The organism is Nocardia sp. NPDC052001, from assembly GCF_040680615.1.
Lineage (GTDB): Bacteria > Actinomycetota > Actinomycetes > Mycobacteriales > Mycobacteriaceae > Nocardia.
The window spans coordinates 93,573-102,355 of record NZ_JBFAXC010000018.1; the positions used below are offsets into that span (position 1 = coordinate 93,573).

Annotated in this window: 6 protein-coding genes; 5 read left to right on the forward strand and 1 reads right to left on the reverse strand. The window is 65.7% G+C overall.

Going from position 1 to position 8,783, the window contains the following annotated elements; genetic code table 11:
• Positions 1 to 4: 4 nt before the first annotated feature.
• From AB0L82_RS41110 to AB0L82_RS41125, 4 genes are all read left to right on the forward strand, one after another.
• Complete coding sequence (locus AB0L82_RS41110; protein ID WP_364650083.1) at positions 5 to 358, forward strand: helix-turn-helix transcriptional regulator; 354 nt, start codon at positions 5 to 7, stop codon at positions 356 to 358.
• Positions 359 to 433: 75 nt separating this feature from the next.
• Positions 434 to 1,450 carry a hypothetical protein gene (locus tag AB0L82_RS41115; RefSeq protein ID WP_364650086.1) on the forward strand — a complete coding sequence of 339 codons (1,017 nt, stop codon included), beginning with the start codon at positions 434 to 436 and terminating at the stop codon, positions 1,448 to 1,450.
• Positions 1,447 to 2,169: a hypothetical protein gene (locus AB0L82_RS41120; RefSeq protein ID WP_364650089.1), complete on the forward strand. Its 723-nt coding sequence runs from the start codon at positions 1,447 to 1,449 to the stop codon at positions 2,167 to 2,169. Before AB0L82_RS41115 ends, AB0L82_RS41120 begins: the two co-directional genes overlap by 4 nt.
• A 117-nt stretch (positions 2,170 to 2,286) precedes the next feature.
• Entirely contained in the window at positions 2,287 to 7,125 is a 4,839-nt protein-coding gene (locus AB0L82_RS41125; protein ID WP_364650092.1) for an NAD-glutamate dehydrogenase, read from the forward strand.
• A gap of 75 nt (positions 7,126 to 7,200) precedes the next feature.
• On the opposite strand, the gene AB0L82_RS41130 is transcribed toward AB0L82_RS41125, so the two are convergent.
• Positions 7,201 to 8,007, reverse strand: coding sequence for an HAD hydrolase family protein (locus AB0L82_RS41130; protein ID WP_364650095.1), 807 nt, complete (start codon positions 8,005 to 8,007; stop codon positions 7,201 to 7,203).
• A gap of 109 nt (positions 8,008 to 8,116) precedes the next feature.
• On the opposite strand from AB0L82_RS41130, the gene AB0L82_RS41135 reads away from it, so the two are divergent.
• Complete coding sequence (locus tag AB0L82_RS41135) at positions 8,117 to 8,626, forward strand: hypothetical protein (RefSeq protein WP_364650098.1); 510 nt, start codon at positions 8,117 to 8,119, stop codon at positions 8,624 to 8,626.
• The last annotated feature ends 157 nt before the right edge of the window (positions 8,627 to 8,783 follow it).

Consider the following 8,783-nt stretch of genomic DNA (forward strand, 5'->3'; position numbering starts at 1 on the left):
AGTAATGTCTTTGGGCGTGGTTACCGATTCGCAGCCGTACGAAGGTGATGGCCGGACGCTCGGCGAGGACGAGGAGCAGAGTCCACGGCAGGCCGCGGCGGCGATATTCTCCAGCCGACTGTCGGCGCTGATCTCCGAATCGATGGTGTCGACCGAGGACGGCGCGACTCGATCGCTGACCCTGTATTCGCTCGCACAGCATCTGGAGCTGGCGTATCCGGATGTGCCTGTCTCCCAATCGGGTTTGTACCGGCTCATTCACGGGGACGCCATTCCACGGCTCGATCTGATCATCGCGCTGGCCCGGGTATTCGATGTACCGCCGGAATACTTCGTCACCGGGGAAAGAAGTCGCTGAACTCGCGAAATATCTTCTCGCTGGCGGGAATAGCTTCGAGTCGGATCCGCGCCGGGCCTGGATACGATCCGAGACATGCCCGACAAGGACCCGGGAGATGTTTTTCTCCAGCACCGGGAAGCGGTCCTGGAAGCGTTGTTGTCCGATCCGGCGCTCGGATGGACCGGCACACCCGCCGCGGATGATCCTCCGCTCGGCGAATTCGATGACGACTTCGACGTCCCCGCGCCCGCGGTGCCGGACACCCCGCCCGCACCCGCTACCGGCGGCGGGCCGAAGGCCAGCGAACGCATCCTCGCGCTGCTGAACGGGCAGACCGCCAACACCGAATTCGAATGGTCCGATTACTCGCCCCCGGCGGAGAAGCCCCCGGCGATGCCCGCCGCGGAGGAGGCCGCCGAGCAGCTCACCGCATCCACCGGCGCACGCTCATCGGCCGCCAAGTTCGCCGATCCCATCCGGGAGCTGGCGCTCAAGGCCCGTAACCCCAAGGTGGCCTTGGCAATCGGCGGTGTGCTGGTATTGATCGTGGTGCTCGCCCTGGTGACCTCCGGCGGTGAGCCGGAGAACACGAGCAATCGCACGGTCCTTGCGACCGCCACCGGACCGGCGACTCCGGCTCCGGCTCAGCCCACCACGACCGCCCCCGCGGGCGGGGTTCCGATTCAGGTCAAATCCGCGCAGTCGCATTGCCCGCCGGGCGGCACCCCCGCGATGGACGCGTTCGCCGGTACCGGCAAGGCGTGGTCGTGCCCGCGCGCCTATAAGGTCGACGGCCAGATCCTGGTCATCGATCTGGGCCGCTCCTACCAGGTCGATTCCATCGGCATCGTGCCCGGCTGGGATGCCATCGGTTCCGATGGCGGTGACCAATGGGCGAAATACCGTACGGCGAGCCGGATTTCGTACAAATTCGATGACGCCAATGCCACCACCTACACCCAGCAGACCCTGGATCAGCGTGCCCTGGTCGTCACCAAGGTGAGCCCGGTCATCAGCGCGACCAAGATCGTGGTGACGGTCCTGGAATCCAAAGGCGATCCGACCGTGAATTCGATCGCCCTGTCCTCGATAGTGGTTACCGGACATTGAGCGTTCTCGATCAGATCTGTGATTATTGCTCCCACCGTAGCCAGGCGGGGACCACGGGCTGCTCCAACTGCGGTGCGCCGCTGGCCAAAGCGGCGGCGCCCATCGCGGCCGCGGTGTCCGGATTCTCCGGTGATCCGTTGGCGCTGCTCGGCCCGGTCGCCGCGAGCGCGGACAAGCTCATCGGCCCGGCGGGCAAGTCCATCGAGGGCGCGGTCAAGGGTGCGGCGAAGTCGGCGCTCAGCGAAGCGGGAATGCGTCTGCCGCAATGGATCGCGGCGCTGGTGGGTGTGATCGCGATGGCGGCCGCGGTCTTCTTCCTGGTGAACTCGTGCGGCCCGGAATTGCGCTCCGGATGGACCAGCCCGGCGCGGACACTGCCGCAGACCTTGCTCTCGGCCTCGACCTGTTCCGGGCCGGGGGAGGATGAGCAGTGTGTGATCGCGGCGGGAAATCCCTTGCTGTCGGCCGGGATCGGCGGCGGCCGGGAGTTGGCCTATGCCGCGCGCGTGGTTTCGCCCCAGCAACTCTCCAATGATGTGCTGCGGTGGCGATCCGCCGGTGCGACCGTGGTCGCCGACGGTACGACCTTCATCGCGATCAGTCCGACGTGGAATATCTGGTATGCCGATTCCCAATCGGGCCTGCGGCTCGAGACGGGTGCGTTACCCAATGCCGCGGCCGCCCGCGCGTTCCTGATGCGGTCCGGGCTGCTCGGCTGACCGGTCTTCTCACTGCTGGATATTGGCTAGATTGGTTAATGCGCCGTTGTTTAACGGCACATTAAACAGGTGCTGTGACCGTAGGGTGCGGCTCGAATCTCGGGAAGGGTGCGGTCGATGGTGGCAACCACGCTGCAGATGCTTTCGTGGCAGAAGCTCCGCGAAGATCCAGCAGACCTCGAGGCGGTCTACTTCCGATGGATACGCCCGGACGCGACGATCGCCATGGTGACCGATCGCGCCGGACAGATCGTGCGGCGGCACCTGGAACTGGCCGAAACGCGCCGTCCCGGAACGACTGTCACCCGCGTCTACCGTCCCGGTGACGAGAGCGAACTCGGCGCCGCCATTCAAATCGTCAATGACGATATGCCGCTGCTGGTCGACTCGGTGTCGTCGATGCTGCGCCGCCTGGGGGTGACGGTCAGTGAGGTCATCCATCCGGTATTCGATGTGCTGCGCGACAATCGGGGTCGCCTGCGCGCCGTCGCCCCGGGCAATAGCGCTCACCACGAGGTCGGCGATCACACCATCGCCGAGTCCTGGATCCACGTGCAGCTCGGATCCGAGGTCGACGCCGCATTGCTGGACCGCATCGAGAGCACCCTGCCCGGCCTGCTCGCCATGATTCGAGGCGTGGCCCGTGACACCGCGGCCATGGCCACCACGCTCGCGAGTGTGGCGAGCGATCTCGAACGCGCCGCGGCCCGCGCCGACGACGCCGAGATCACCGATAACGCGCGGCTGTTGCGCTGGCTCGACGAGAGTCGGTTCACCCTGCTCGGCTACGGATATCACAGCACCGCAACCGATTCCGAGGGCCAGCCCGAACTGCTGCGCCGCGCCGGGCTCGGGCTGCTGCATGATCGGATCGCCTCGGACCTGGATATTCCCGCCGCGCTGTCGGGTTCACCGATGTTGCGCCTGTCCAACGGTTCCCTCGACCGCGTGCTGCCCGGATCCCCGGACGGTTACGTCATCAGTGTCGCGGACCTGGGGGACGGGTCCGATCAGTCGCTGCGCGGCACCCACGTCTTCATCGGAACCTTCACCGTCACAGGCCAACACGAGAACATCCTGGACATCCCGGTGATCTCGCGGCGGGTGCGTCAGGTGATGGAATGGGCGGGCTTCGGCCTGAATTCCTTCTCCGGCCAGGAACTGCTCGAACTGTTGCAGACCTTCCCGCGCGCCGAGCTGTTCGCCACCGACGCCCGTCGTCTGTTCGAAACCGTCTCCGGCGTCATGGATTTGGGTCTGCGACGCCAGGTGCGGCTGTTCCTGCGGCCTGATCCGCGCGGCGAAGCGGTGTACTGCCTGGTGTATCTGCCTCGCGACCGTTACTCGACCGAGGTGCGGCTGCGCATGCGCGATGTGCTGCGCCTGGAATTCGGGGCCGAACAGATCGACTACTCCGCGCGCGCGACCGAATCCGAGTTGGCCGTGGTGTATTTCACCGTGCACCGGCCCGCCGGAGCCGCCGCGGTCGACGTCTCCGAACAGAACCGCGCCCGAATTCAGGAGCTGCTGTTCGCCACCACCCGCACCTGGTCCGATCTGCTGGTCGCCGAGGCGGCACGCGGTTCGGAGGTGCCGCCCGAGGTGGCCGCCGACTATGCGTCCGCGCTGCCCGCCACCTATCGGCAGGAGTTCCCGCCCGCGCGTGGTCTGGCGGATCTGCGCCGGCTGCGCGCGCTGGCCGAGGGGGCGATCGATACCCAGCTGTACCGTCAGCCCACCGCGAAGGCGGGGGAGTGGCGGTTCACGCTGTACGTGCACGGTGAAGAGGTGTCGCTGAGCCGCGTGCTGCCCATGCTGCACAGCCTGGGCGTGGAAGTCCTGGACGAGCACCCGTATCCGCTGGAGCTGGCCGACGGCTCGCGCCGCTGGATCTACGATTTCGGATTGCGCGTACCGGTTGCGATCGGTGCACCGGATCCACTGCCCGGCAATGACATTCGCGAGCGCTTCGCCGACGCCGTCACCGCGATGTGGTTCGGTGCGGTCGAGGTCGACGGGCTCAATGAACTGGTGCTGCGCGCGGGCCTGGACTGGCGGCAGATCGCGTTCCTGCGCGCCTATGCCCGCTATCTGCAGCAGGCGGGCTTCGCGTATTCCTTCGGCAATATCACCCGGGTGCTGCAGAGTCATCCGCTCATCGCGCGTTCGTTCAGCGAATTGTTCGAAGTGCGTTTCGATCCCGACGGTGCGGGCGAAGTCGCCGCCGCCCGGGCGTCCGCCCTCGAAGAGGAATTGAGCGCCGAGATCGACGCGGTGGTCAGCCTGGACACCGACCGGATACTGCGTGCGATGCTCGACCTCATCCGAGCTACCTTGCGCACCAGCTACTTTCGGACTGATAAGACCGCGGGCGATCGAGACTACGTGTCGTTCAAGTTCGATCCGCGTCGCATCGCCGTATTGCCCGAGCCGCGACCGCAGTTCGAGATCTTCGTTTACTCGCCCCGGGTCGAAGGCGTGCACCTGCGCTTCGGCGCGGTAGCGCGCGGCGGGCTGCGCTGGTCCGACCGCCTCGGGGATTTCCGCACCGAGATCCTGGGCCTGGCCAAGACACAGGCCGTGAAGAACGCGGTCATCGTGCCGGTCGGAGCCAAGGGCGGATTCGTGGTGAAGCGCCCGCCCGTCGCCACCGGTGACGCTGTCACCGATCGACAGGCATTGCAGCAGGAAGGAATTCGCTGCTACCGCACCTTCATCTCCGGACTGCTGGACCTGACCGACAATATCGACCGCACCTCGGGGGAAACCGTGCCCCCGCCACGGGTGGTGCGCCGCGATGCGGACGACACCTATCTGGTGGTCGCGGCCGATAAGGGCACCGCCACCTTCTCCGATATCGCCAATGAGGTTGCCCAGCAATACGACTTCTGGCTGGGCGACGCGTTCGCCTCCGGTGGTTCGGTGGGTTATGACCACAAGGCCATGGGCATCACCGCCCGCGGCGCGTGGGAATCGGTGAAGCGCCATTTCGCCGAGATGGATATCGACACTCAGACAACGGATTTCACCGTCGTCGGTGTCGGCGATATGAGCGGCGACGTATTCGGCAACGGCATGCTGCTGTCCCGGCACATCCGCCTGATCGCCGCCTTTGATCATCGGCACATCTTCCTGGATCCGAACCCGGACGCGGCCGCGTCGTTCGCCGAGCGCGAGCGCATGTTCGCGCTGCCGCGCTCGTCCTGGGCGGATTACGATCGTTCGCTGATCAGCACGGGCGGTGGGGTTTTCGATCGCACCGTGAAGGCGATCCCGATCACCGCCGCCGTGCGCACGGCACTCGCCCTGGATCCCGGAGTCGCCATGCTCTCCCCGCTCGAACTCATCCGCGCCATTGTGAAGGCTCCGGTGCAACTGCTCTGGAACGGCGGTATCGGCACCTACATCAAGTCCGCCGCCGAGACCAACGCCGAGGTGGGCGACAAGTCCAATGACGCGGTTCGCGTGAACGCGAATGAGTTGCGCGTCAACGTGATCGGTGAGGGCGGCAATCTCGGCATCACCGCGCTGGGCCGCGTCGAGTTCAGCGACGGCGGTGGCAAGTGCAATACCGACGCGGTCGACAACTCGGCAGGTGTGGATTGCTCGGACCACGAGGTCAATATCAAGGTGCTGCTCGACAGCGTGGTCGCCGCGGGCGAGCTGTCGCTGACCGAACGCAACCTACTGCTGGCCTCGATGACCGAGGAAGTCGCCGAACTCGTTCTGCGCGACAATATCTCGCAGAACTTCCGGCTCGGCATCTCCCGTGCGCACGCCCCGCAGATGGCCGCGGTACACCGTCGCCTGCTCACCAAGCTCGAATCCGGTGGGCTGGACCGAACCCTGGAAACGCTGCCTTCCGATAAGGAGATGCGCCGCCGAATCGACGCGGGCACGGGGCTGACCTCGCCCGAGTTGGCGAATCTGCTTGCGCACGTGAAGCTCTCGCTCAAGAGCGAGCTGCTGGCGGGCGGCCTGCCCGACCATCCGGCCTTCGCCGCCATCCTGCCCGGCTACTTCCCGGAACCGCTGCGCGAACGCTTCGGCACCGCCCTGCAACGTCATCCGCTGCGCCGCGAGATCATCGCCACCACGGTGGTCAACCGCGTGGTCGACTACGGCGGCATCACCTACGTGTTCCGCCTGGCCGAGGAAATGGGCGTCACCACCGAAGACGCCGTACGCGCCTTCACCGCCGTCGCCGAAATCTTCGACCTGCACGAACTCTGGCACCGCATTCGCACCACTCCCATGTCCACCGAAGTCCGCGACGATCTCGAACTCGAGACCAAACGCACCCTCGACCGGGCCTCGCGCTGGCTGCTGACGAACCGTCCGCAACCCATCGCGATCGGCGCCGATATCGCCCGGTACCGCCTGGGCGTGCGAGCCCTGAGCCCGCTGGTCCCGACCTGGCAGCCCGGCCGCATAGCCGAAACCCTGCAGATCCGATCCCAGGAAGCGATCACCCGCGGCGCTCCCCGGGATCTGGCCGAACAGGTCTACCTGCTGATCCATCGCTACCCGCTGCTGGATGTCATCGATATCGCCGAACTCGCCGATCGTGATGCGCGAGACGTGGTTTCGCTCTACTACGCCCTCGATCAGCATTTCGACATCCAACGCCTGCTGGACGCGGTGGTGAGCCTCGAGCGCACCGACCGCTGGCGCACGCTGGCCCGTCTGGCCGTCCGTGACGACCTCTACGATTCCCTGCGCGCGCTCACCCTCGACGTACTCACCACCGCCGCAACGGAAGAGAGCACCGAAGACAAGATCGCCTACTGGGAATCCATCAACCGCTCCCGCCTGGTCCGTGCTCGCGCGGCCCTCGCCGAGATCTTCGCCACCGGCACACTCGACATGGCCACCCTCTCGGTAGCCGCGCGCCAGGTCCGCGGCATGTCCGGTGGCGCGGATTCGGTACCCACCACCACCGCCTCCCTGGAGTGAGCGACACGGTCCGAGCCGGGCAACCGGCTCGGACCGTGAATCACACTGCTATTGAATCGATTTCGATAAGAATTACTATCGCCCGAAGAGTCGCTCGATGACGACCGCAACCCCGTCCTCGTCATTGGACAACGTACGCCGGGCCACCGCCGCTAGCACCCGCGCATGTGCATTACCCATCGCGTACCCGGTCCCGGCCCAATTCAAGATCGTTAGATCGTTGGGCATATCGCCGAAGGCATGAACATCGGCGGCTTCGATACCGCGTTCGGCACACAGTGCGGCGAGCGTCCCGGCTTTGGTGACGCCCGGCGCACTGATCTCCAGCAGCCCCGGCCCGCCGGAGTGAGTGAACTGCGCCAGCCCCGGCGCTGCTTCCTCGGCCACGGCCAGCAGGAAGTCCGCGTCGTACCGCTCCGAGTGCGCGAGGAGTTTCACGATCGGCGTGGTCAGCGTCCACAGATCGGCCAGCGCTCGCACGGGCGACTCGAACCCCGGAAGCTCCGCGAACCGCAGCCGATAGCGCGGCTCATAAATCACCGAACCGCCTGTCTCAACAGCGAATCCGACTTCGTTGATCACCCTCGCCACCGCCCCCGCCACCGCCTGTGCCGCATCAGCGGACAGCACCCGAGACTCGACCACGGTGCGAGAGGCAATGTCATACACCACCGCCCCGTTGCTACACACCGCCGTTCCGCTCAACCCGGTCACCTCGGCGAGCGCATCGACATAACGCGTCGGGCGAGCGGTAACGACCACCACCTCCACCCCGGCATCGGCAGCGGTCCGCAACGCATCCAGCGTGCGCCGCGAGATAGTCCCATCCCCGCGCAACAGCGTGCCATCAAGATCGGTAGCAATAAGCCGAGGCAGCGTCATCGACTCACTCTAAGGACCTGTCCCCGCCGAGGCGACGCGAATTTCGGCGCCGATGCTACGCGCCGAGCCGTTCGCCGCTGAGCGAAACCACCTATGGCACGCTCGCACCATGGACGATCCACTCTCATTCGACAACGAACGGATGGTCCATCTGGATCGCGGCACCTATCACTGGGTGAGCGTGAAGAGATTCCGGATAACCGCGGACCACCAGGCACCCGAACTCCTCGCCGCCCTCGTCCACCATCCCCAGTACCGCGACAACTACGCGGGCGGCGGTCCCGATGACCAGTCCTCCCCAAACCTGCACGGTCCCTACCTACTCGACCGAATCCATCCCGACACCTTCACCCGCATCGCTCCGTCAGCCGCGCAGGACCTGTTGCGGCAGTGGGCAACCCGCGCGTGTGGAACCGTGTCGTCCGCAGTCCAATCCGACCTGGATCACTGGGTGTACTCAACCCTGCCGGGCAGCACCGTATTCGAACTACCCAACATGCGCCCGGACGCCGAACACGACTGGGGCTGGGTTGTCGGAGCCATCAACGGCTTTCACGAACTGGTCACCGTCAACCGATCGAGCCGCGTTCTAACTCTGATTGTCGCCTCCGACGACTGACGTATGTCGTTGCCGGTAAAGGAACCCCTCGCAGGAAATGCGCGTGCCATCGGGTGCGCACGCCTCCTAAGACCGTGTCTCACGTCGTTGAATTCTGTTTCCAGCGTGTCGTGATGGCGTGTGCTGCATGATGTTCGGCCGTGACCGACGAGCTGTC

Bases quoted from the DNA above. Each gene is read 5' to 3' on its own strand.
- AB0L82_RS41110 (WP_364650083.1), top strand. From the start codon at position 5: ATGTCTTTGGGCGTGGTTACCGATTCGCAGCCGTACGAAGGTGATGGC.
- AB0L82_RS41115 (WP_364650086.1), top strand. From the start codon at position 434: ATGCCCGACAAGGACCCGGGAGATGTTTTTCTCCAGCACCGGGAAGCG.
- AB0L82_RS41125 (WP_364650092.1), top strand. From the start codon at position 2,287: ATGGTGGCAACCACGCTGCAGATGCTTTCGTGGCAGAAGCTCCGCGAA.
- AB0L82_RS41130 (WP_364650095.1), bottom strand. From the start codon at position 8,007: ATGACGCTGCCTCGGCTTATTGCTACCGATCTTGATGGCACGCTGTTG.
- AB0L82_RS41135 (WP_364650098.1), top strand. From the start codon at position 8,117: ATGGACGATCCACTCTCATTCGACAACGAACGGATGGTCCATCTGGAT.